The organism is Streptomyces sp. NPDC025651, from assembly GCF_055558735.1.
The window spans coordinates 703,656-725,204 of the sequence record NZ_JBVHLZ010000002.1; the positions used below are offsets into that span (position 1 = coordinate 703,656).

At 68.5% G+C, this 21,549-nt stretch carries 18 protein-coding genes; 10 read left to right on the forward strand and 8 right to left on the reverse strand.

What is annotated here, in order from left to right; all coding sequences use genetic code 11:
* Positions 1-599 precede the first annotated feature (599 nt).
* The gene (gene dnaA, locus ACZ4D5_RS11195) at positions 600-2,474 is read right to left on the reverse strand and encodes a chromosomal replication initiator protein DnaA (protein ID WP_467772073.1); all 1,875 of its coding nucleotides are present in this window, start codon (positions 2,472-2,474) and stop codon (positions 600-602) included.
* 367 nt (positions 2,475-2,841) lie between these two features.
* Here dnaA and rpmH point away from each other — a divergent pair, with 367 nt between their 5' ends.
* The 9 genes from rpmH to ACZ4D5_RS11240 all read left to right on the forward strand — a co-directional run bounded on the left by rpmH (position 2,842) and on the right by ACZ4D5_RS11240 (position 9,802).
* Complete coding sequence (gene rpmH, locus ACZ4D5_RS11200; protein ID WP_003949374.1) at positions 2,842-2,979, forward strand: 50S ribosomal protein L34; 138 nt, start codon at positions 2,842-2,844, stop codon at positions 2,977-2,979.
* A 21-nt stretch (positions 2,980-3,000) separates the two neighbouring features.
* The gene (gene rnpA, locus ACZ4D5_RS11205) at positions 3,001-3,372 is read left to right on the forward strand and encodes a ribonuclease P protein component (RefSeq protein WP_467772074.1); all 372 of its coding nucleotides are present in this window, start codon (positions 3,001-3,003) and stop codon (positions 3,370-3,372) included.
* On the forward strand, positions 3,369-3,725 hold the full coding sequence (yidD, locus tag ACZ4D5_RS11210; protein ID WP_467772075.1) for a membrane protein insertion efficiency factor YidD: 357 nt from the start codon (positions 3,369-3,371) through the stop codon (positions 3,723-3,725). Before rnpA ends, yidD begins: the two co-directional genes overlap by 4 nt.
* Positions 3,726-3,728: 3 nt before the next feature.
* The gene (gene yidC, locus ACZ4D5_RS11215; RefSeq protein ID WP_467772076.1) at positions 3,729-5,042 is read left to right on the forward strand and encodes a membrane protein insertase YidC; all 1,314 of its coding nucleotides are present in this window, start codon (positions 3,729-3,731) and stop codon (positions 5,040-5,042) included.
* Between the two features lie 14 nt (positions 5,043-5,056).
* Entirely contained in the window at positions 5,057-5,572 is a 516-nt protein-coding gene (locus ACZ4D5_RS11220; RefSeq protein ID WP_055700788.1) for a Jag family protein, read from the forward strand.
* A 100-nt stretch (positions 5,573-5,672) separates the two neighbouring features.
* Positions 5,673-6,392, forward strand: coding sequence for a 16S rRNA (guanine(527)-N(7))-methyltransferase RsmG (gene rsmG, locus ACZ4D5_RS11225; RefSeq protein ID WP_467772077.1), 720 nt, complete (start codon positions 5,673-5,675; stop codon positions 6,390-6,392).
* Between the two features lie 296 nt (positions 6,393-6,688).
* On the forward strand, positions 6,689-7,765 hold the full coding sequence (locus tag ACZ4D5_RS11230; RefSeq protein WP_362342690.1) for a ParA family protein: 1,077 nt from the start codon (positions 6,689-6,691) through the stop codon (positions 7,763-7,765).
* A complete protein-coding gene (locus ACZ4D5_RS11235; RefSeq protein ID WP_467772078.1) occupies positions 7,762-8,877 on the forward strand; it encodes a ParB/RepB/Spo0J family partition protein in 1,116 nt (371 codons plus the stop codon). The genes ACZ4D5_RS11230 and ACZ4D5_RS11235 overlap by 4 nt, the downstream gene beginning before the upstream one ends.
* A gap of 307 nt (positions 8,878-9,184) precedes the next feature.
* The gene (locus tag ACZ4D5_RS11240) at positions 9,185-9,802 is read left to right on the forward strand and encodes a GNAT family N-acetyltransferase (RefSeq protein ID WP_467772079.1); all 618 of its coding nucleotides are present in this window, start codon (positions 9,185-9,187) and stop codon (positions 9,800-9,802) included.
* A gap of 82 nt (positions 9,803-9,884) precedes the next feature.
* Here ACZ4D5_RS11240 and trxA read toward each other — a convergent pair whose 3' ends face one another.
* The 7 genes from trxA to ACZ4D5_RS11275 all read right to left on the reverse strand — a co-directional run bounded on the left by trxA (position 9,885) and on the right by ACZ4D5_RS11275 (position 19,806).
* Complete coding sequence (gene trxA, locus ACZ4D5_RS11245) at positions 9,885-10,217, reverse strand: thioredoxin (RefSeq protein WP_362342544.1); 333 nt, start codon at positions 10,215-10,217, stop codon at positions 9,885-9,887.
* Between the two features lie 40 nt (positions 10,218-10,257).
* Entirely contained in the window at positions 10,258-11,217 is a 960-nt protein-coding gene (trxB, locus tag ACZ4D5_RS11250; protein WP_467772080.1) for a thioredoxin-disulfide reductase, read from the reverse strand.
* Positions 11,218-11,456: 239 nt separating this feature from the next.
* The gene (locus ACZ4D5_RS11255; RefSeq protein ID WP_467772081.1) at positions 11,457-12,449 is read right to left on the reverse strand and encodes an anti-sigma factor family protein; all 993 of its coding nucleotides are present in this window, start codon (positions 12,447-12,449) and stop codon (positions 11,457-11,459) included.
* A complete protein-coding gene (sigM, locus tag ACZ4D5_RS11260) occupies positions 12,446-13,180 on the reverse strand; it encodes an RNA polymerase sigma factor SigM (RefSeq protein WP_467772082.1) in 735 nt (244 codons plus the stop codon). Before sigM ends, ACZ4D5_RS11255 begins: the two co-directional genes overlap by 4 nt.
* A 45-nt stretch (positions 13,181-13,225) precedes the next feature.
* Positions 13,226-14,941 (reverse strand): protein kinase family protein, encoded by a 1,716-nt coding sequence (locus tag ACZ4D5_RS11265; RefSeq protein ID WP_467772083.1) that lies wholly within the window; start codon positions 14,939-14,941, stop codon positions 13,226-13,228.
* A 118-nt stretch (positions 14,942-15,059) separates the two neighbouring features.
* The gene (gene murJ / locus ACZ4D5_RS11270; protein ID WP_467772084.1) at positions 15,060-17,420 is read right to left on the reverse strand and encodes a murein biosynthesis integral membrane protein MurJ; all 2,361 of its coding nucleotides are present in this window, start codon (positions 17,418-17,420) and stop codon (positions 15,060-15,062) included.
* Positions 17,421-17,466: 46 nt separating this feature from the next.
* Positions 17,467-19,806: a DUF6049 family protein gene (locus tag ACZ4D5_RS11275; protein WP_467772085.1), complete on the reverse strand. Its 2,340-nt coding sequence runs from the start codon at positions 19,804-19,806 to the stop codon at positions 17,467-17,469.
* Between the two features lie 197 nt (positions 19,807-20,003).
* On the opposite strand from ACZ4D5_RS11275, the gene ACZ4D5_RS11280 reads away from it, so the two are divergent.
* Positions 20,004-21,446 (forward strand): CCA tRNA nucleotidyltransferase, encoded by a 1,443-nt coding sequence (locus tag ACZ4D5_RS11280; protein WP_467772086.1) that lies wholly within the window; start codon positions 20,004-20,006, stop codon positions 21,444-21,446.
* The last annotated feature ends 103 nt before the right edge of the window (positions 21,447-21,549 follow it).

Consider the following 21,549-nt stretch of genomic DNA (forward strand, 5'->3'; position numbering starts at 1 on the left):
ATGCACAGGGAGGGGGCACTTCTCCCCAGCGCTGTCCCCAGCTTTACCCAGCTTCCCCACAGGCCAACCGACCACCTTGGTGTGACGCCTTTCACTCGACCCAGTGAGAGCGCGCGTTGCGTTGCCGAACAGTGGACAGCCGTGTGGAGAAGCTGGGGACGGCTGGGGACAACGAGCTCGAGCCTGTGGGTAGCCGGTGGACAACTTCATGCACAGCCTGTGGACAGAATTTTGATCCACACCCTGTGGAGAATCTTCGTCCACGAATCCACAGCCACCTGACCTGGCCTGATGATCCCTCAGCAGGGTCCCCTGTGGACAGCGTCTGGACAACTTCCCGGTCCCCAGGGTGTGGAAGCGAAAAAGTTCGCACATCTGTGGAGAACCCCCGTCTGAGCAGGGGAAATCGAACACCGGTCGGCCCCGATCCGGCCCGCTGGAGCCGTCGATAGCCGTCGATGCCTCCTCAGGGGCCCCAGAAGGTGCCGTGAGGAGGCCTCAGGAGGTGTCCTGAGGCAGCAAGAAGGCGCCTCAGGAGGTGTCCTGAGGCGCCTTCAGCGACGTAACGACGTATCTCCGGGGGCTGTTCCCCGTGGCTGTCAGCCGTTCTTGATGCGGTTGGTGAGCTCGGTGACCTGGTTGTAGATGGAGCGGCGCTCGGCCATCAGCGCGCGGATCTTGCGGTCCGCGTGCATGACGGTCGTGTGGTCGCGGCCGCCGAACTGCGCGCCGATCTTCGGCAAGGAGAGGTCCGTCAGCTCACGGCACAGATACATGGCGATCTGCCGGGCCGTCACCAGGACGCGGCTGCGCGAGGATCCGCACAGGTCGTCCACCGTCAGACCGAAGTAGTCGGCGGTCGCGGCCATGATGGCCGTCGCCGTGATCTCCGGAGCGGCGTCCTCGCCGCCGGGGATCAGGTCCTTGAGGACGATCTCCGTCAGACCGAGGTCCACAGGCTGTCGGTTGAGGGACGCGAACGCGGTCACCCGGATCAGCGCGCCCTCCAGCTCACGGATGTTCCGTGAGATGCGCGACGCGATGAACTCGAGCACCTCCGGAGGCGCGTTGAGCTGTTCCTGCACCGCCTTCTTACGAAGGATCGCGATACGGGTCTCCAGCTCGGGCGGCTGGACGTCCGTGATCAGGCCCCACTCGAACCGGTTGCGCAGCCGGTCCTCCAGGGTCACCAGCTGCTTGGGCGGCCGGTCACTGGAGAGCACGATCTGCTTGTTCGCGTTGTGGAGCGTATTGAAGGTGTGGAAGAACTCCTCCTGCGTCGACTCCTTGTCCGCGAGGAACTGGATGTCGTCGACGAGCAGGATGTCCATCTCGCGGTAGCGCTTGCGGAAGCTGTCGCCCTTGCCGTCGCGGATGGAGTTGATGAACTCGTTGGTGAACTCCTCCGAGCTCACGTAGCGCACGCGCGTGCCGGGGTAGAGGCTGCGGGCGTAGTGCCCGATCGCGTGCAGCAGATGCGTTTTGCCAAGCCCCGACTCCCCATAGATGAAGAGGGGGTTGTACGCCTTCGCGGGCGCCTCGGCGACGGCGACCGCGGCCGCGTGCGCGAAACGGTTCGACGCACCGATGACGAAGGTGTCGAAGAGGTACTTCGGGTTGAGGCGCGCGGTGGGCTCGCCCGGCCCCGTCGCGGGCGCCGGCTGCGCGGCCAGCGGGCCGGGGGCGCCGCTCGACGAGGTGGGACCGACAGGGCCGCCCCGGTGTACGCCGCCGTGGCCGTTGCCCCGGTGGTCACCGGGCGGCTCCGGCATGTCGTGGCGCTCGCGCCGGTCCTGCGGCTCGGGGCGCTGCTGCTCGTACGGCGAGCGCTCCTGCGGCGGCTGCGAGCGGTAGTCGTGCTGCGGCGGCTGCACCGGGTTCGCGTACGGGTCGCGCTCGGGGAAGCCGAGCCGCGGCTGCTGCCAGCCGTAGTCGTCCTGGGGCTGCTGCTGCGGCCAGGCGCCGGGCGCCTGGCGCTGATAGTCCGGGTAGGCGGGGCGCGCGGTCGGCAGCTGGTCGGGACGGGAACCTGCCTGGTGCTCGTCCGCCGGGCGGCGTCCGTAGCTCTCGTACTGCTCGCGTCCCTGCCCGGAGGCGGGCGGCAGCTCGGGCTCTTCGTAGCGCTGCTGCTGATGGTGCTGCTGTTGCTGGGCGGGCTGCTGCTGGATCGGCGGCGCCGGCGGGCCCACGGGCTCGCCCACGGAGTCGTCGACCGTGATCGCGATGCGGATCGGGCGGCCGCACTCGCGGCTCAGGGTCTCGCTGACCACGGGCGCGAGACGGCCCTCCAGTACGCCCTTGGCGAATTCGTTCGGAACGGCCAGCAGCGCGGTGTCGGCGACGAGCGCCAGTGGCTGGCAGCTCCTGAGCCACCGTTCGTCCTTCGCCTCGACGCCCTGTCCGCGGCCCTCACCCAGCAGATGTTCCAGAACTCGTGGCCACACTGCGGCAAGATCGGCAGGTACGTCAGCCACAGGGCACGCTCTCTCACGGGGTCCCACGAAGGTGTGGTTCATGGGACGGAAATCGGGATGGGGAGAAGGAAGGGAACGAATCGGAGTTCAGCCACGGTAGTCAGGGCGACGGCTGCGGTTCAAGTTGTTGTCCACAGGCTGTGCACAGTGTCTCTCCCTGACGGCCGGTTTGACCGGATGGCGTAGCCCCGCGTACCGTAACCAGGTCGAGTTGTCGATGGCTGCTGCCGCCTGCCTCCGATGGGCAAAGATCACGATCTGTGATTGTGAAGCGGTGCACTCGGTGCGTATTCGCGAGCTTCTCGTGGGCGCACGGTGACAGCCAGGCGATGTCCCGCCATCTACGAATCATTTCTGGAGCCCCCGAGTGAGCAAGCGCACCTTCCAGCCGAACAACCGTCGTCGCGCCAAGACCCACGGCTTCCGGCTGCGCATGCGCACCCGTGCCGGCCGCGCGATTCTCGCGTCCCGCCGTGGCAAGGGTCGCGCCCGCCTGTCCGCCTGATCCCAGTCAGGTCATGACGTCGTGCTGCCTACCGAGCATCGGCTGAGGCGGCGCGAAGACTTCGCGACCGCGGTACGCCGAGGACGCCGGGCCGGACGCCCGCTTCTCGTCGTCCATTTGCGTAGCGGTGCAACGGACCCGCACGTGCCAGGGGAGAGCTCTCCCCCGACACGTGCGGGTTTCGTCGTCAGCAAGGCCGTGGGCGGTGCAGTCGTACGCAACACCGTGAAGCGCAGGCTTCGCCACTTGATGCGTGACCGATTGGCCCTCGTGCCCCCCGGTAGCCTGGTAGTCGTACGAGCGCTGCCCGGAGCGGGTGACGCCGACCATGCACAGCTGGCCCGAGACCTGGATGCCGCCTTGGAGCGGTTGCTGGGAGGGGGCGCGCGATGAAGTACCCGCTGCTGGCTCTGATCAAGCTGTACCAGTGGACGATCAGTCCGCTCCTGGGCCCAGTGTGCAAGTACTACCCATCGTGTTCCCGCTACGGCTACCTGGCCATCGACCGGCACGGTGCGGTCAAAGGGACGGCGCTCACCGCCTGGCGCATTCTGCGGTGCAATCCGTGGTCGCTCGGTGGTGTCGACCACGTTCCGCCGCGCAAGCGTCCGCGGTGGCACGAGATGCTGCGCGCTGCCTGGCGCGAACGCAAGGGCGGGCCCTCCGCCGCAGGCGCGCCGACCGGGGATCTTCCCCCTGGACCGGCCGCCGAGACCGAGACCCCGTCCCATGCTCAAGGAGCCTGATTAGTGGACACGATTGCCAGTCTCTTCAGCTTTATCACGACACCAGTCTCGTGGATCATCGTCCAGTTCCACTCGGTGTACGGGAAGATCTTCGGCCCCGACACGGGCTGGGCCTGGGGCCTGTCCATCGTGTCCCTGGTGATCCTGATCCGGATCTGCCTGATCCCGCTCTTCGTGAAGCAGATCAAGGCCACTCGGGCGATGCAGACGCTGCAGCCCGAGATGAAGAAGATCCAGGAGCGCTACAAGAGCGACAAGCAGCGCCAGTCCGAAGAGATGATGAAGCTGTACAAGGAGTCGGGTACCAACCCGCTCTCCTCGTGCCTTCCCATCCTGGCGCAGTCCCCGTTCTTCTTCGCCCTGTACCACGTGCTCAACGGCATCGCCACGGGCAAGCAGATCGGCGAGATCGACGGTCCGCTCCTGGAGAGCGCGCGGAAGGCCCACATCTTCGGTGCCCCGCTGGCCGCGAAGTTCACTGACAGCGCGGACAAGGTCGCTGCGCTCAACGCCACGCTGACGGACGTCCGCGTCGTCACCGCGATCATGATCATCCTGATGTCGGCGTCGCAGTTCTTCACGCAGCGCCAGCTGATGACGAAGAACGTGGACACCACGGTCAAGACGCCGTTCATGCAGCAGCAGAAGCTGCTGATGTACGTCTTCCCGATCATGTTCGCCGTGTTCGGTATCAACTTCCCCGTCGGTGTCCTCGTCTACTGGCTGACCACCAACGTGTGGACCATGGGCCAGCAGATGTACGTGATCCGCCAGAACCCGACCCCGGGCTCCAAGGCCCAGGCCGCGTTCCTGGAGCGCCTGCAGAAGCAGATCACGCACACCAAGAAGGTGCGGGGCCGCGGCAAGACCAATGTCATCAAGGCGATCGTCGCCAAGGGCCGTGACCGCAACGAGTTCGAGCGGAAGTTCATCAACGGCCTGACCAAGGCGGGCCTCGCGGCCCAGGCCGACGGCACCGTCGTCGAGAGCGAAGCGGCCGTCGCCACGGAGACCGAGGACGGCGCCCCCGCCGCCGGTGCTCCCAAGCGGCAGCAGCCCAAGCGCCAGAGCAAGGCGAAGCGTCAGTCCGGCACCGCTCAGGGCACCGCCAAGACGGACGCCCCCGAGGACAAGTCCCCCGAGACGAAGCCCTCCCTGGAGAAGGCCGACAAGCCCCAGGACACCACCCCCAAGACCAAGCAGGCCGGCGGCAGCACGACGGGCAATCAGCCCGGCTCCGGTCAGCGCAGCCGAGCCAAGTCGGGACAGCAGCGCAAGGGCCAGCAGCGGCCCAAGCACCCGTCCTCCAAGAAGTAGAAGGAGCCCATCCCGTGACGGAAGGCACCACCACCTCCGCCGCAGCTGAGGCCGGCGACACCCTCACCCGCCTCGAGCAGGAGGGGGAGATCGCGGCGGACTACCTCGAGGGTCTGCTGGACATCGCCGACCTCGACGGCGACATCGACATGGACGTCGAGGCCGACCGGGCCGCTGTCTCGATCATCAGCGACAGCGGCAGCCGCGACCTGCAGAAGCTGGTCGGCCGCGACGGCGAGGTCCTGGAGGCGCTCCAGGAGCTCACGCGTCTCGCGGTGCACCGCGAGACCGGTGACCGCAGCCGCCTGATGCTGGACATCGCGGGTTACCGCGCCAAGAAGCGCGAGGAGCTCTCGGAGCTGGGCGCCAAGGCCGCGGCCGAGGTGAAGAGCTCGGGCGAGCCGGTCAAGCTCAAGCCGATGACGCCGTTCGAGCGCAAGGTCGTGCATGATGCGGTCAAGGCCGCCGGTCTGCGCAGTGAGTCCGAGGGCGAGGAGCCGCAGCGCTTCGTCGTCGTGCTCCCCGCCTGAGCGGCACCGAGTATTTCCGGCCCCGTCTGTTCGCAGGCGGGGCCGATCTTTGTCAGCCTGTTAGTCAGCCACCCCAGTGCGGTACGGAAGGACGGTCCCCGTGACGGAGGCAGCGGAGCTCCCCCCGGCGCCTGAAGAGGCACGGACGGTATTCGGCGAGCGCTTCCCGGACGCGGTCCGGTACGCGGAGCTGCTCGCCGACGCGGGAGTGCAGCGAGGTCTGATCGGCCCTCGTGAAGTGCCCCGGCTGTGGGAGCGGCACCTGCTGAACTGCGCGGTGCTGTCCGAGGTCGTGCCCGAGGGCGTCACGGTGTGCGACGTCGGCTCCGGCGCCGGCCTGCCCGGTATCCCGTTGGCGCTCGTCCGCCCGGACCTGAAGATCACGCTTCTCGAGCCCCTGCTGCGGCGCACGAACTTCCTCACCGAGGTCGTGGAGCTCCTCGGCCTCGACCATGTGACGGTCGTGCGGGGACGCGCCGAGGAAGTCCTCGGCAAGCTGCCGCCGGTGCATGTGGTGACCGCACGTGCCGTCGCGCCCCTGGACCGGCTTGCGGCGTGGGGCGTCCCGCTGCTGCGCCCGTACGGAGAGATGCTTCTCCTCAAGGGCGACACCGCCGAGGAGGAGGTCAAGGCCGCAGGAGCCGCCCTGAGCAAGCTCGGTGCGGTGGACACCTCGGTCCTGCACGTGGGCGAGGGTGTGGTGGACCCGCAGTCGACGGTCGTGCGGGTCGAGGTCGGGGAGAGCCCGGGTGGTGTGCGTTTCGCCGCTAAGCGGGCGAAGGCGGCTCGTACCGGGCGGGCCCGGCGACGCCGAGGCTGAACCGGATTCTTTCACTGCGGCCCAGGGGCGCTGATCCGTCCTGACGACGAGCCGTACTCCACAAAAGCTGTCAAACGTACGCATACCGGGGTGTCGCACAAGCGGCACCCCGGCTGCGGTGCATCGTGTTTCACGTGAAACGTCGCTCACTGCTGCATGGCATCATCAGTCGCGGCCGCGCTGCGGAACCTCGCGACCGTCGACCACTTGGTTCCCTCGATAAGGGAACGGAGTTGTCCACAGAGGTGGATTCGTCCACAGAAGACCGGGCCTCGCTGGTTCACGACCCCGAAAGCATGGGAGGCTCTGTTCATTGCGAGCCTGATGTCGAGGAGAGTGAATCCTTGCGGTCCGACGCCAACATCGCGGGACCGATGACCGATCCGGTCCCCGGTCCCCGTACCGAGTCGGCGGGGGAGGATGTTTCACGTGAAACACCGACCCCGATGGACGACACACCCATCGGTCGTGCTGCCCAACTGGCGGTGGAAGCGCTCGGCCGCGCAGGCGAAGGCCTGCCGCGCCCCGAGCAGACCCGCGTCATGGTGGTCGCCAACCAGAAGGGTGGGGTGGGCAAGACGACGACGACCGTCAATCTGGCCGCCTCGCTCGCTCTGCACGGCGCACGCGTCCTGGTGATCGACCTCGACCCGCAGGGCAATGCCTCCACGGCTCTCGGTATCGACCATCACGCCGAAGTGCCGTCCATCTACGACGTCTTGGTCGAGAGCAAGCCTCTCTCCGAAGTCGTCCAGCCGGTGCCTGACGTCGAGGGTCTCTTCTGCGCCCCCGCCACCATCGATCTCGCCGGTGCGGAGATCGAGCTGGTGTCGCTGGTGGCGCGTGAGAGCCGGTTGCAGCGAGCGATCCAGGCCTACGAGCAGCCGCTGGACTACATCCTCATCGACTGCCCGCCGTCGCTGGGGCTGCTCACGGTCAACGCACTGGTGGCCGGCGCGGAGGTGCTGATCCCCATTCAGTGCGAGTACTACGCACTGGAAGGACTCGGCCAACTCCTGCGCAACGTCGACCTGGTACGGGGCCACCTCAACCCGAACCTGCATGTGTCGACGATTCTCCTCACCATGTACGACGGCAGGACCCGGCTCGCCTCTCAGGTGGCGGACGAGGTGCGCAACCACTTCGGCGACGAGGTCCTGCGGACGAGCATCCCGCGATCGGTCCGCATCTCCGAGGCGCCGAGCTACGGCCAGACGGTGCTCACCTACGATCCGGGATCGAGTGGCGCCCTCTCCTACTTCGAAGCGGCACGAGAGATCGCGCTGCGCGGAGTAGGAGTGCGTTATGACGTCCAGCACGCCCACATGGGCGCTCAGAACAGCCAGCAGAGCATGACGGAGGGGATGCAGTGAGCGAGCGACGGAGAGGGCTGGGGCGAGGCCTCGGAGCCCTGATCCCTGCAGCCCCGACGGAGAAGCAGGCCCCGCAGACGGTGGGGGGAGCCTCGACCTCCCCCACGGCAGTGCCTGTGCTCACCGCCGAGCGAGGAGTGGCCGCCGCGAAGGTGGCGTCGCTCCCGCAGAGCCCCGTTTCACATGAAACGGCGGAGCCGGCCCAGCAGGCAGTGGAGGCGCCGGAGAGCTCGACCGTGGCCGGTGCGCACTTCGCCGAGCTGCCGCTGGACTCCATCAAGCCCAACCCGCGACAGCCGCGTGAGGTGTTCGACGAGGACGCTCTCGCGGAGCTGGTGACCTCCATCAAGGAGGTTGGTCTCCTCCAGCCCGTCGTCGTACGGCAGTTGGGTCCCGCGCGTTACGAGCTCATCATGGGCGAGCGACGCTGGAGGGCCTGCGGTGAGGCGGGGCTGGAGCGCATCCCCGCGATCGTGCGGGCCACGGAGGACGAGAAGCTCCTCCTGGACGCGCTGCTCGAGAACCTGCACCGTGCCCAGCTGAATCCGCTGGAAGAGGCCGCCGCCTACGACCAGTTGCTCAAGGACTTCAACTGCACGCACGACCAGCTGGCGGATCGTATCGGTCGCTCCCGCCCGCAGGTCTCCAACACGCTCCGGCTGCTGAAGCTCTCTCCGGCGGTGCAGCGCAGGGTCGCTGCCGGGGTCCTCTCCGCGGGGCACGCTCGTGCGCTGCTCTCCGTCGAGGACTCGGAGGAGCAGGACCGACTCGCCCACCGGATCGTGGCCGAGGGCCTTTCGGTGCGTGCCGTCGAGGAGATCGTGACCCTCATGGGGTCGCGGCCGCAGAGCGCTCCGAAGGCCAAGGGGCCGCGTGCCGGCACCCGGCTCTCGCCGGCGCTGACCGGTCTCGCCACCCGGCTCTCCGACCGGTTCGAGACGCGAGTGAGGGTGGACCTGGGGCAGAAGAAGGGCAAGATCGTCGTCGACTTCGCCTCCCTGGAGGATCTGGAGCGCATCCTCAGCACGCTGGCTCCGGGAGAGGGGCCCGTCCTGCAGAACGGCCTCGCCGAGGCCGCGGCGGAGGACGACTCCGAGGACGGCAAGGCCTGAGCCCCAGAGGTCGGCACCGCGAGAGCGGGCCGTGTCCGGTCTGTACCGGAACACGGCCCGCTCTTTGCTTTCTTACGGTATCGGGGCAATCGCATCGTGGATACGATGCGTTGAGGTATGGCGCATCCACCTGACGGCACCTCATTGGGGAGGCAGGGGCCATGCGATCGATGAGCCGCACCGGACTGATGACCGCGGGCCTCGGGCTGGGGGCGGTCGGCGGATTCGTCGGCAGCTTGCTCAGGGAACGCAGCGCTCTGACAGCCGCTCTCAGTGCGGCGGGCGAAGGAAGTGAGGAACCGCCTTCATGGGGCGTCGGCTCGTACCGCTCACGCTGGACAACCTCCCGGACCTTCCCAAGCGCTGCCGTTCGTGCGTCTTCTGGGAACTGGACCCGGTCAGCGGCCAGGCCGCGGTAAAGGCCGGAACTCCGGAGCTGGAGAAGGAGGCATGGATCTCCGCCGTCCTGCTGGAGTGGGGATCCTGCGGTCGCGTCGTGTACGTCGACGATGTGCCGGTGGGCTTCGTGCTCTATGCGCCTCCGGCGTATGTCCCCCGCTCCACCGCGTTCCCCACCAGCCCTGTGTCACCGGATGCCGTCCAGTTGATGACGGCCTTGATCATGCCGGGCTATCAGGGCCAGGGGCTCGGCCGCGTGATCGTCCAGACGGTGGCGAAGGATCTGCTGCGCAGAGGGTTCAAGGCGATCGAAGCCTTCGGTGACGCGCGCTGGGAGAAGCCTGCGTGTGTGCTGCCCGCGGATCATCTCTTGGCGGTGGGCTTCAAGACGGTCCGCCCGCATCCTGCCTACCCGCGGCTGAGGCTCGAGCTGCGGACGACGCTCTCCTGGAAGGAAGACGTCGAGCTGGCGCTCGACCGCCTGCTGGGAGCGGTACAGAAGGAGCCGGCGCTGCGGCCGCTCTGAGACTTCCGGCCTGTGAACGGCGAATGGACCAGCCCCCGGAGGGACTGGTCCATTCGTGTTTCACGTGAAACATCGCCGCCGATTACTCGGCGATGAAGTCCGCCAGGTCGCGCTCGATCGCGGCCTTCGGCTTGGCGCCCACGATGGTCTTGGCCACCTCGCCGCCCTGGTACACGTTCAGGGTCGGGATGGACATGACGCCGTACTTGGCGGCCGTGCCCGGGTTCTCGTCGATGTTGAGCTTGACGACCTCGATCTTGTCGCCGTGCTCGGCCGCGATCGCCTCGAGGGACGGGGCGATCTGGCGGCACGGACCGCACCAGGCGGCCCAGAAGTCCACCAGTACGGGCTTGTCGCTCTTGAGGACGTCCTCCTCGAAGGAGGCGTCGGTCACGTTCTTCAGGGTGCCGGCCACGGCAGTCTCCTTAACTTGTTGCGGTGGGGGAAGAGAGGGGTCAGACGGTGGCAGCCGCGGACTCGCTGTCGGCGAGGGCAGCGAGGAAACGCTCTGCGTCGAGAGCGGCGGAGCAGCCGGTGCCGGCCGCCGTGATCGCCTGGCGGTACGTGTGGTCGACGACGTCGCCGGCGCCGAAGACACCGGTCAGGTTCGTCCGGGTCGAGGGCGCGTCGACCTTCAGGTAGCCCTCATCGTCCAGCTCCAGCTGTCCCTTGAAGAGCTCCGTGCGCGGGTCGTGGCCGATCGCGATGAACAGACCAGTCACCGGCAGCTCGGACGTCTCGCCCGTCTTGAGGTTGCGCAGCGTCAGCCCGGAGAGCTTCTGCTCGCCCTTGATCTCGGCGACCTCGCTGTCCCAGATGAACTTGATCTTCGGGTCGGCGAAGGCGCGCTCCTGCATCGCCTTGGAGGCGCGCAGGCTGTCGCGGCGGTGCACGATCGTCACGGACTTGGCGAAGCGCGAGAGGAAGGTGGCCTCCTCCATCGCGGTGTCGCCGCCGCCGATCACGGCGATGTCCTGGTCCTTGAAGAAGAAGCCGTCGCAGGTGGCGCACCAGGAGACGCCACGTCCGGAGAGGGCGTCCTCGTTCGGCAGGCCGAGCTTGCGGTGCTGCGAGCCGGTCGTGACGATGACGGCCTTCGCACGGTGCACGGTGCCCGCGGTGTCCGTCACGGTCTTGATCTCACCGCTGAGGTCGACGGCGACGACATCGTCGGGCACGAGCTCGGCACCGAAGCGCTCGGCCTGGGCCCGCATGTTGTCCATGAGCTCGGGGCCCATGACGCCGTCCTGGAAGCCGGGGAAGTTCTCCACCTCGGTGGTGTTCATCAGCGCACCGCCTGCGGTGACGGCGCCCTCGAACACCAGCGGCTTCAGCGACGCGCGCGCGGTGTAGAGCGCCGCCGTGTAGCCGGCGGGCCCGGAGCCGATGATGATCACGTTACGGACGTCGGTCACGGCTTGATTCCTCGTCTCTGGGGACTGCTGCGTACTGCTGGTGGGTGCCTGTCTCAGGACTCTCACCCCACCCAACGGATCCTACGGGGCGTGCATTCCCCGACGTGTCCGCGCGCACGGAAGCGTGTCAGGACGGAGAGTGCCATGCACCACAAGACTGCTGGCCGCAGCGTCGAGCGCCCGTGAAAGAGCGCTGTGAAAAAGGCCGGTGACGTCAGCCCTGGGGGATACCCGAGACGTCAGTTCTGGGGATAGGAGTGCGTCACAAGGATCTTGCCTGTGGACGGTGAGGCCTTGTCCACGCAGGTGGCATCGACGACGTACGCGGAGACCTTGGTGCTGTCGGTGTCATGGGGCACGACGACGAGATAGGCGGGCTTGCCTTCGTAGGAGCCCGCTTCGGCGGCGAGAGGCGTCTTGTCATCGATGCCGCGCTGAATGCACTCGGGGATCTCGGCCGTGGCTGCCTGAGACTCCTCGGACTCCTCACCCAACTTCGTCTTGGGGGACTCCGGCGCGGTGCGTGTGTCGTAAGTAGGTGTGGAGCCCTCCACCTTGCTCCCGGACCCCTTGACGGAGTTCTTCGCGAGGAGGTCGGCGACCTGACCCTTGAGCTTCTCCTCGGAGAACGGGTTCGCGGTCTCCCGGCCCGAGGCCGTATCGGAGGTCCCACCTGAGTCGCCGCCCATGGTCTGCATCAGCAGGGTGCCGAGACCGATGGCAGCCGCGGTGAAGACGGCGCTGAGCACGGCGGTACGCCGACGCATCCCCCGCGGTCGGCCACCGCGCCCTGGACCGGTGGCGGCACGCGGGCGCCCGGCAGGGCGGTCGGTGGTTCCGGAGGACGTGCGGGAAGGCGATGTTTCACGTGAAACACGCGCGGCGGCGGGCGACGAAGTGGCGAGCGCCGGCTCGGGCTCCACCTCGGGCTCCGCTTCGGACGTCTCACCCACCGCATCGGGGCTGTCGGGGGCGGTGGAGTTCAGCAGTGCTTCGGCAGCCAGCGCGGCGTCGATGCGCCCCGCGACATCGGCCGGCATGCGTGGAGGGCCCGGCAGGGTGCCGAGCATGCCGCGGATCTCCTCCAGGGAGGCATAGACGTCGGCGCAGAGCTCGCAGCTGTCCAGGTGCCGCCGTACGTCGCTCGTGCGCGACGGGGAGAGCAGACCTTCGGTCAGCTCGGAGATCTCAGCGACTTCCGGGTGCCCGGCCGAGTCGGTCGTGGCTGTCACGCTCGCCCACCTCCGCCCTTCACAGCAGCTGAATCGCTTGGTCCTGAATCCCGTGGCCCTGCTGCCGGTGGGACGGATGTCCCCTGCGTCCGGTTCCTTCCTGAGGCGGGCTTCTTGCTTCCGCCGTCGTCGCCGCTGTCTCCATTGCGCGCGGGTGCTTCCGTACGCAGATGAGTGAGCAGCGGCAGCAGTCTGGCTCTGCCGCGTGCGCAGCGGCTCTTGACCGTGCCGGTGGGGATGTCGAGCATGCGGGCTGCCTCGGCCACCGGATAGCCCTGCATGTCGACCAGGACGAGGGCGGCACGCTGATCGTGAGGAAGCGTGCCCAGGGCCTCAATGAGTTCCCGGTGGACATCGCCGCGCTCGACGGGAGCGGCGGCCGATTCCTCCGGCTCCAGGAGCTGCTCAAGCCGTTCGGTGTCATCGATCGGCGAGGCCTTGCGCGAGGCTGCCTTGCGCGCCCGGTCGAGACAGGCGTTCACGGTGATCCGGTGCAGCCACGTCGTCACGGCGGACTGCCCACGGAAGGTGTGGGCCGCGCGGTAGGCGGAGACCAGGGCGTCCTGCACCGCGTCGGCCGCCTCCTCGCGGTCCCCCAGCGTGCGCAGCGCCACGGCCCACAGCCGGTCGCGATGGCGCCGTACGAGCTCACCGAAGGCGTCCTTGTCACCGGCGACGTGGCAGGCGAGGAGGTCCTGGTCGCTCATGTCACGGTGTTCGGTGCCCTCCACCGTCGAACCCCCTCCCCCCTCGGTGAGCGTCGCCGAGCCGATTCCTCAGCCCTTGAATTTCACGTCCGTGATGCCTTGCTTGTATCCCGCGCTGTAGTACCCGTCGCGAGGTGAGTTCGGTACTTCGGTCATCCAGAGGAGCACGTACTGCGACTTCACGGGCTTCTTGGCCTCGATCTTCGCGGTCTGGCCCGACGTGGTCGCGGTGCCGATCTTCTTCATGGACTTGATGTCCGCCGAAGGCGTCAGTGAGTCCGTCGCGTACAGCTCGACCGTGGTGCGGTTCCCGCCGTAGCGAAGGGCTATCGACGCCTCGGAGACGTCTTGCTCCGAGCCGAGGTCGTAGACGATACCGACACCGGGCTTGTACGGGGCAAGCCGCGGACCCTCGTTGAAGGTCTTGGTGCGCCAGAGCGTGGACCGGTCCTTGTCGTAGGTGTTGCCTACGGTGCCCGGGTTCTGGGGGTCGCCCTTCAGGACGAACTCCTCGGCGCCCTTGATGGCGATCGGCTTCTTCGGCTTGGGCTGGCCCTTGTCGCCGCCTCCGTTGGTGTGCGACGTGCCGGGGGCCCCGGAGTTCTCGCGGTCCATCAAGGCGTCCGCAAGCTGCCAGCTGCCCAGGCCGAGCGCGGCGATGAGCAGCGCGGACACGGCCCACTTGAGGGCCCTGCCGGTGCGGCTCTGCAGCGGGGGCGGCGGGGTCGGCACGGGCTGCGTGACCCCGGGAGCCGCGGGACGGCCGTACGTGCCCTGCTGGTATGTCGTGCGCTGGTACTCCGGCGGCGCGGTGAAGGCGGGCTCGGGCGGGCGGATGCGGGGCATCTCGCCGATGGCCTTCACCAGCTCCTCCGGCGTCGTGCACGGAGGTTCCTGGCGTGACGCCGTCGCACCGTCGTTGACGAGCGCGCGCATGGCGAGCTCCGACAGGCCGCGGTGGACGCCCGCACGCACCTGGTCGGGGGCGATGAGGCCGATGTCCTTGGGGAGCCCGGAGAGGCCGTACGCGTCGTCCTCGTACGGCCAGCGCTGGGTCAGCGAGGCGTACAGAAGGGCGCCGATCGCTTCCGTGTCCGTGCGCTGCGGGGTGTCGGAGCTGATGCCGCGCAGCGCGGCGTTCACGGCGAGACCACGGATGCGGTACTGGCCGGTGGAGGTGCGCAGCACCGCGCTCGGTGTCAGCCGCAGATGCGCGAGGCCTTCGCGGTGCGCGGCGGCCATGGCCTGGGAGACCTGGCTGACCAGCTGGTACGCGTCGTGCGCCTCGAGCGGGCTGGCGGCAAGGAGCGCGGTGAGCTCCGTGGCGTCAGGGAGCCACTCGTGGACCACGTAGACGAGGTCGTTCTCCTCGACCGCGTCCAGGACCTGTACGAAGCGCGGGTCGCCGAGCAGCGCCGAGGAACGGGCCGCGGCGAGCACCGAGCGGGCCCGCGGATGGTCCGCGGGCAGGAGGTGCACGCCGACGGCGCGACGGAGCTTCTCGTCGACCGCACGCCAGCTGCTGAAACCGTCCAGACGGGTGACGCACTCTTCCAGTCGATAGCGTCTGGCGAGCTTGTGGCCACTGTGCAGTTCTGGGGGTGAGGACGCCGCCCCGCGGCTCGTGGGCTTGTCGTTGTTGTCCGCCGCGTCTTCGTCTGCTGCCGTGTCCCGCTCCCGGGTCTGGGCCACCCCGTCGGCCGTGGCCTGCTCCGCCTTGGCGGTCAGCGGCTCGTCGCCGCTGTTGTCTGCCACGTCGACGGCAGCCGTGCTCCGTTCCGCCACCGTCGTTCCTGCCTCCCCATCCGTTGCGCTTCGTCAGACGCCAAAGCCAATTGTGCCCACAGTCCGGCGCTATGCACGACACACGGTGGCCGACGATGGTTGTGCGAACCGCCCTATCTCAGCGGCCGAGACGCCCCCGGACCATGCCGACCATGGAGTTGAGCTCCGCGATCCGCATCTTTCGGGCGGCCACGAAGAAGACGCCGATGAGTGCGATGCCGCCGACGACCAGCGCGACCAGGGAGCTGAGCGCCCCGGTGCCCATCGCCTTGAGGATGGCGAAGCCGACGGCGCCACCGACGAGGGCCGCCGGGATCGAGGCGCCGAAGAGCCGCGTGTACGTGCGTGCCACCTGCGCACCGTCCAGGTCGCCGCCCAGCCGTGCGCGCAGCCGCCGCCAGGCCACACCGACGCCCACCGCATAGGCGAGGCCGTAGGAGGCCGCCATGCCGACCACCGCCCACCGGGCGGGCAGGACGAAGAAGCAGAGGGCCGAGGCCGCCGCGTTGACGGCCGCCACGATCACGGTGTTGTAGAAGGGCGTGCGCGTGTCCTCGTAGGCGTAGAAGCCGCGCAGGACGACGTACTGGACCGAGTACGGAATCAGGCCGAGCCCGAATGCCATCAGGGTGTAGCCGATGTTCTGCGCGCCCGAGCCGGAGCCCGCGTACAGCAGCGTGGCCATCGGGACGCCGAGGGCGAGGAAGGCGAAGGCGCACGGCACGATGGCCACGGCCGAGGTGCGCAGGCCGTACGAGATGTCGTCGCGGACGGCGGCAGGGTCGCCGTCGTTCGCGGAGCGGGAGATGCGGGGCAGGACCGCGGTCATCACGGAGACCGTGATGATGGCCTGCGGCATCTGCCACAGGAGCAGCGCGTAGTTGTACGCGGTGATGCCGGTGCCGGCATGGCCCTGGTCGGCCGCGGTCGTACCCGCGCTGGTGGCGAGCTGGGTGACGACGACCATGCCGACCTGGTTGGCCAGGACGAAGAAGAAGGTCCACTTCGCGAGCCGCGCGGCCTTGCCGAGGCCGTGGCCGCGCCAGTCGAACCGCAGGCGGATCTTGAACCCGGCCTCGCGCAGGTACGGAAGCATGGCCAGGGCTTGCACGACGAGGCCGAGCAGCGTGCCGATGCCCAGCAGGCGCACGCCGTCGGGCGTGATGTTGGCGGGGGTGACGCCGGACTCGGTGAATCCGCCGAAGGCCCAGATGAAGGCGCCGAAGGTGGCGATGACCACGATGTTGTTGAGGACCGGGGTCCACATCATCGCGCCGAAGCGGCCGCGGGCGTTGAGGATCTGTCCGAGGACGACGTGCACGCCCATGAAGAACATCGTCGGGATGCAGAAGCGCGCGAAGGTGACGGTCACTTCCATGCGAACGGGGTCGTCCGCGATCGTCGGCGACATCATCCGGACGAAGAGGGGTGCCGCCACCACACAGATGACGGTGACGCCCGCGAGCAGGACCATGACCAGGGTGAGGAGCCGGTTGGCGTATCCCTCGCCGCCGTCGTCGTCCTTCTTCATGGCGCGTACGAGCTGCGGGATGAACACGGCGTTCAGCGCGCCGCCGCCGACCAGGACGTAGATCATCGTCGGGAGCGTGTTCGCGACCTGGTACGAGTCGTTGAGCAGGCCGACGCCGATCGCGGCGGCCATGACCAGGGTGCGCAGGAAGCCGGTGAGGCGGGAGACGATCGTCCCCGCGGCCATGAGGGCGCTGGACTTCAGCAGGCTCGACGCGCGGCCGCCCGACTTGGGAGCGGGCGCAGGCGCGGGAGCCGGTGCCGGGGCCGCCGCGGGGGCCGGGACGACCGGTTGCTGTTCGGCGGGCGGATAGCCGCCGTTGACGGGCTGCTGGTAGCCGTTGCCCTGCTGATAGCCGTTGTCCTGGGGGTAGCCGCCCTGCTGGGGATGGCCACCGCCTTGTTGGTAACCGCCTTGGGGGTAGCCGCCCTGTTGGTAGTCGCTCTGCTGGTAGCCGACCTGCTGGTTGCGGTAGCCGCCGGGCTGCTGGTCGCGGAAGAGGTGTGCGAAGGCGTCCGGTTCGTGGTGCTCCTCGCCGGCCTGGGTGACCAGGTCGTCGACGCCCACGAACTGCGTCGTACGGGCGTCGTCGCCGTACGGGAGGTGGCGGGTGGGGCCGTCCGGCTCGGGTGCGGGCGTCTGGGCCCACACACGCGGGTCCGGGGCGTGCTGCGGGCTGGGCGGCTGGCCGTACAGCGGCTGCTGCTGATAGGTGCCGGGCGGCGGCGGAGGATGCGCCGCACGGTCGTAGAGCGCCTCGGTCACCGGGTCCTGGGCGGAGAGGTCCTGGGCCCGGTAGGGGTCCTGGTCGTAGGCATCCTGGAGATACATGTCCGGCGCTGGCTGCGGCGGCACCTGCCCGTGCTCGGGGGAGCCGGGCGGCGGGCCCCCGGGCGAGGCGGAACCGCCCGCGCCCTGGCCACGGTCACCGTCGTACGGCGCGTTCATGGTTACCCCACCTCATCGTCCCCGGGCCCACCGGCCACGACATCGCTCAACGGTCCACTCTCTCACCCGTGTCCGACGGGTCGGTGCTTTCCGGAGCGGTGTCCGGCGCCGGGTCACTCGGCTGCTCGGGGTCGTCTTCCCCCGACTCGGAGCCGGAATCGCCCTCAGGGCCCTCGTCAGGGCCTTCCTGGGCCTGCTTGCGCGCGGCGCGCTTGCGCTGGGTGTACATCCGGAATCCGGCGAGAACGAGCAGCAGGAGACCGCCGGCGATGACAAGCATCACCGTGAGGGTGAACTCGGTGACGTTGACCTCGAAGCGCACGGCGTCGCCGTAGGGCTGGTCGTCCTCCGTGTAGAGCTGGGCGTACACCGGGACCGGACCGTTGGCGTTGGCCGTGGTCGTGAACTTCACCGACTGGGAGTGGCCGCCCGAGACCTTGATCGGCTTCTCCTCGCACTGCCCGTCGCCGATCTTCAGGCGGGTGGGCTTGCGCGAGCACAGCCGCAGCACCAGGTTGTCGACGTCCTGTACCAGGTTGTTCTGGACAGAGATCGGAATGGTCGCGCTGCGTCCGGAGAGCTTCGCGGCGGACCTCTGGACCAGACTCACCTGCTGGGTGAGCTCCTTGAGGTAGTCCCACACGCTCGTCCGGTAGTCGCTCGACTCCTTCGGACGCCCGCGCCAGGACGTCGACATCTCACGGTCTATGGCCCTCCCGAACGGGGTGACCACGCGGTCCTTCTCGGTGAGGATGACCTGGAAGCGGTCGAGCTGGTTCTGCGTGTTCTGAATGTGCTCGAAGGCCGACTGCGGCAGCTCCTGCTTGCGCAGCGAGGCGGGGTACGTGCCGGCCGACGGCACCTGCGTGGTGGCCTGCGGGTCCGGCTTCTCCTTCGCCGCGGCGGTCAGGTCCTGGGACTGCGACCACTGGCTGCCGGAGAGGCTGGTCAGCGCCTTCGCCATGGACTGGGCCTGGCTCGCCGAGGGCATGCGCTGCGGGGCGACGACGATGCTGCGCTGCTTGTCGGGGTCCTGGAGGTTGATCATCAGGCTCTGGGCGAGGAACTCCTGCACGGCGAGCGTGGAGTTCTCGGCCTCCGTCATGTCGCCCTCGAAGGCCGTCGAGAGGCGTGCGTCGGCCACCATGGCCGTCGTGCCGCCGCCGATCGGCCGGGCCGCTGTCGGCGCGTACTGCAGGTTGGTCTCGCGCAGGCTGTCGCTGCGGGTGATGACCGAGTGGGCGCCCGCGGAGGTGGCGACGTCGACGATCGACGGGTCGATCGCCCCGTCGGCGGGCCACGCGAAGTCCGTGCTGGGCTTCACGTGGAGGATCGTGTCCACCGCCTTGGCCCCGACGTCGGTGGCCTCCTTGAGGTGGCCGAGCGAGCCGGAGACGGCCTTGCCGTTGTGCGCGAGGGACGCGAGGTCGGGGTCGGCGAAGGGGAGCGCGACGACCTTCTTGCCCTTGACGGCGGCCTCGAGGTCGTTGAGCCACTGGTTGGCGACGGCCTGGTGCCTGCCGGCCCTCGTGGTCTTCCCGTCGGGGTTCTGGATCCGGTAGCTCTTCGTCATCGCCTCGACGGAGGCGAGCAGGTCCGGATCGATGACCCAGGTGACGTCGAGGTCGCTGCCGAGGGACAGGAGCTGTTCCAGGCGGCCGCCGGGCCCCAGCTCATCGGCCAGGTCGTCGTTCTTGAAGACGGGCGTCTGCTGTTCGTCCGACTCGTTCTTCGCCGTGAGGTGCGTGGAGGAGATCAGCGGCCAGAGATAGGTCGTCTTCGTCTTCGCGTCGGCGGCGTCGGGCTGCCACGGCAGGAAGGTGCGCTCGATCCCGAGCACCTGGGGGTAGGGCTGGGCGCTGCTCTGCCCGGTGAGGGCGACGCCCAGCTGGTAGACGCCGTCGGCGCCGAGGCTCAGCTCCTTGACCGGTACGGAGATGCTGAAGTCCTGACGCACACCTGGGGCCAGCTTGGAGAACTTCTCGGTGTACTTCCCGCCGACCTCCGTGCCCTCGGTGCCCGGCTGGAAGCCCGTGCGCTTCGCGGCGGCGTCGATGGCACTGCGGCTGTTGACGGGTCCCACCCGCAGGCCGACCTTGGCGTCGGTCACCGTCTGCTTGCCGTTGTTGGTGACGGTGCCGGAGACGACGAGGGTGTCGCCCTCACCGGGCGTGGTCGGGGTGAGCTTGTCCAGCGAGACGTCGACGGTGCGGGATCCGGTCGCGTCGGCCTTCGCGCTCGGCGGGGCGGCATGTGCGACGGGGCCTGCAGGGACCTGCAGGAGTCCGGCCAGCAAAGGGGTGCCCACCAGCAGTGCTGCGGTGCGCCGCAGCCACCGGCGGGCAGGTGAGGGACTGGTCCCCGGGAAGTCTGCCGCCTCGGCCACGCGTTCGCCCGTCCCTCGTCGTCGTCAGTGGTCGTCGGTTGTGCGTCCACGCATGGTAACGATGCGCGCTGTGGCGAAGTGCCGCGGACTGCTCCACATGATCGGAAGACCTGGCCGGGGGCGACGGTGCGGGCCTTGCGGGGCCCGGCGGGAATCGGGTCGGCCCCGGGCGCCCGGGACACGTACCCTTTTCTGTTGTGCCGAACGCCAATGAAGACAATCCCAGCGCACTGAGCCAGGTGCAGCGCCGCGCGGTCAGCGAACTGCTGCGTGTGTCCCCTGTCGCGGACGATCTCGCCCGTCGATTCCAGGAGGCGGGGTTCTCCCTCGCCCTGGTCGGTGGCTCGGTCAGGGACGCCCTCCTGGGGCGGCTCGGCAACGACCTGGACTTCACGACCGACGCACGCCCCGAGGACGTACTGAAGATCGTCCGGCCCTGGGCGGACGCGGTGTGGGAGGTCGGGATCGCCTTCGGTACGGTCGGCAGCCAGAAGGACGGCTACCAGATCGAGGTCACGACGTACCGCTCCGAGGCGTACGACAGGACCTCGCGCAAGCCCGAGGTGTCCTACGGCGACTCCATCGAGGAAGACCTCGTACGCCGTGACTTCACGGTGAACGCGATGGCGGTGGCGCTCCCCGAGAAGGAGTTCATCGACCCGCACAGTGGGCTTGAAGACCTGTCGGAGCGCGTCCTGCGCACTCCTGGCACTCCCGAGGAGTCCTTCTCCGACGACCCGCTGCGCATGATGCGGGCCGCGCGCTTCGCCGCGCAACTGGACTTCGAGGTGGCCCCCGACGTCGTCGCCGCGATGAAGGCGATGGCCGAGCGCATCGACATCGTCTCCGCGGAGCGTGTGCGGGACGAGCTGAACAAACTGATCCTCTCCGCACACCCGCGCAAGGGCCTGGCTCTGCTCGTGGACACCGGGCTTGCCGAGCGCGTCCTGCCCGAGCTGCCGGCGCTGCGTCTGGAGCGGGACGAGCACCATCGTCACAAGGACGTCTACGACCACTCGCTGATCGTCCTCGAGCAGGCGATGGCACTGGAGACGGACGGCCCCGACCTGACGCTGCGGATCGCGGCGCTGCTGCACGACATCGGCAAGCCGCGGACGCGACGCTTCGAGAGCGATGGTCGGGTCTCCTTCCATCACCACGAGGTGGTGGGCGCGAAGATGGTCAAGAAGCGGATGACAGCGCTCAAGTACTCCAACGAGCTGGTGAAGGATGTCTCGCGTCTGGTCGAGCTCCACCTGCGCTTCCACGGGTACGGCACGGGCGAGTGGACCGATTCGGCCGTACGTCGCTATGTACGGGACGCGGGACCGCTCCTGGACCGGCTGCACAAGCTGACCCGCTCCGACTGCACGACGCGTAACAAGCGCAAGGCGAACGCCCTGTCGCGCGCGTACGACGGCCTGGAGGAGCGCATCGCTCGCCTCCAGGAACAGGAGGAGCTGGACTCGATCCGCCCCGACCTCGACGGCAACGACATCATGGAGGTCTTGGGCGTGGGCCCGGGCCCGGTGATCGGCAAGGCCTACAAGTTCCTGCTGGAGCTGCGGCTGGAGAACGGGCCGATGGAGCGGGACGCCGCGGTGGCGGCGCTCAAGGAGTGGTGGGGCGAGCAGAGCTGAGGCGGGCGCTGGTTGTTTCACGTGAAACAACCAGCGGTCCGTTATGTGCCGAGGGGCGCTGTTTCACGTGAAACCGTGAACCAGCGCCCCTCGGCACATCAGC

Excerpts from the sequence above, each read along its gene's own strand:
- yidD (WP_467772075.1), top strand. The coding sequence starts at position 3,369 with ATGAAGTACCCGCTGCTGGCTCTGATCAAGCTGTACCAGTGGACGATC.
- ACZ4D5_RS11230 (WP_362342690.1), top strand. The coding sequence starts at position 6,689 with ATGGGAGGCTCTGTTCATTGCGAGCCTGATGTCGAGGAGAGTGAATCC.
- ACZ4D5_RS11240 (WP_467772079.1), top strand. The coding sequence starts at position 9,185 with ATGGGGCGTCGGCTCGTACCGCTCACGCTGGACAACCTCCCGGACCTT.
- murJ (WP_467772084.1), bottom strand. The coding sequence starts at position 17,420 with ATGAACGCGCCGTACGACGGTGACCGTGGCCAGGGCGCGGGCGGTTCC.